The sequence below is a fragment of the Virgisporangium aliadipatigenens genome, from assembly GCF_016863615.1.
Classification (GTDB): Bacteria; Actinomycetota; Actinomycetes; order Mycobacteriales; family Micromonosporaceae; genus Virgisporangium; species Virgisporangium aliadipatigenens.
This window is the reverse complement of sequence record NZ_BOPF01000101.1, coordinates 1-1,249: the sequence shown is the minus strand read 5'-3', so window position 1 is coordinate 1,249 and position 1,249 is coordinate 1. Positions and strand designations below refer to the sequence as shown.

Below are 1,249 nucleotides of genomic sequence, written 5' to 3'. Positions count from 1 at the left end.
TAGTGCTCTGACCGGAAAGGTTGGCCGGGTTGGGGTCAGGCCGCGCGTGTAGCGGGTTGGCCCCATCGGCGTTGGCGTTCGCTGCGTACTCGTGCGCGTTCGCGGCGTTGGGCGGCGAGGATGTCGGGGTGGCGGGCGTTGGCGTTGCGCCACCGCAGATATGCCTGGATCGCGCGGGTGGCGACGGTGTGGTTCGGGTGGTTCGAGCCGGCCACGACGAACGTGCGTAGCGGCCCGAAATGGGCCTCGATCGGGTTCGCCCAGGACGAGTAGGTCGGGGTGAAACACAGCTCGACCCGGTTCCGGGCCGCCCAGGCCCGGATCCGGTGGCCTTTGTGCGCGGACAGGTTGTCCAAGATGATGTAGATCGGTGCCCCGTCCGGGCGCGCGGCGCGGATCGACTTGAGCGCGGCCAACGTGTTCGCGGCGGACTTGCGCACTCGCACGACGCCCCAGAGGGTGTCGTCACCGATGCTGTAGCAGGCGTGCAACTGCCGGACGCCGTGCAGCTTGTGGTAGTTCGCCGGCAGCCGATCGGGGTGGCCTTTCGCCGTCCACGAGGCGCCCAGGTGCGGCCGGATGGTCAGCGGCCCGAACTCGTCGAAGGCGAACACCCGGTCCGGAAACGCGCTGGTGACCTGTTCGATCCGGGCGAGTTTCGCCTCCGCGTCCGGGTCGTTGGTTTCCTTCCACGTCTTGGTGCGCTGGAAGCTGATGTCGTGTCGGTGGAGGAACTGCCGTAGCCGTTCCCGGCCGACCTCCACCCTGCGCAGACCACGGTTACGGGCCAGGTAATCGGACAGTTTGCGCAGGCTCCAGCGGGTGAACGGCTGGCCGAGAGTCTGGGGTCTGGTGTTGGCCGTCGCGACGATGAACGCTTCGTCGTCTTCACTGATCCGGCGGGGACGGCCACCCGCCCACTGAGGGTCCAGACAGGCCAGACCCATCTCGTTGAACCGGTGGATGACCTGCCGGATCGCGTCCTCGTCGCCCTGGACCAGCCGGGCGATCGCCGCGACGGTGTTCCCGCTGGCCGAGGCCATGATGACCATCGCTCGACGCAACCGGACCGGCGACCCGGTCCCGCGCCGGACGATCTGCTGTAGTCGCCGGCCCTCATCGGCACTGAGCCGACGCGCCCGAACAGGTTCTGCCATCACGACAGCCTGAACCCCGACCACCACCGACCCGAGAACGCTGACCGGCGTGTCACCCAACCCGGCCAACGTTCACGGTCACAGCACTAGCG

The 1,249-nt window shown here is 68.2% G+C and carries 1 protein-coding gene; it reads right to left on the bottom strand.

The features are described 5' to 3' along the window. Positions 1–35: 35 nt before the first annotated feature. A complete protein-coding gene (locus Val02_RS46940) occupies positions 36–1,157 on the bottom strand; it encodes an IS630 family transposase (protein ID WP_203905886.1) in 1,122 nt (373 codons plus the stop codon). Positions 1,158–1,249 lie beyond the last annotated feature (92 nt).

Excerpts from the sequence above, each read along its gene's own strand:
- Val02_RS46940 (WP_203905886.1), bottom strand. The coding sequence starts at position 1,157 with ATGGCAGAACCTGTTCGGGCGCGTCGGCTCAGTGCCGATGAGGGCCGG.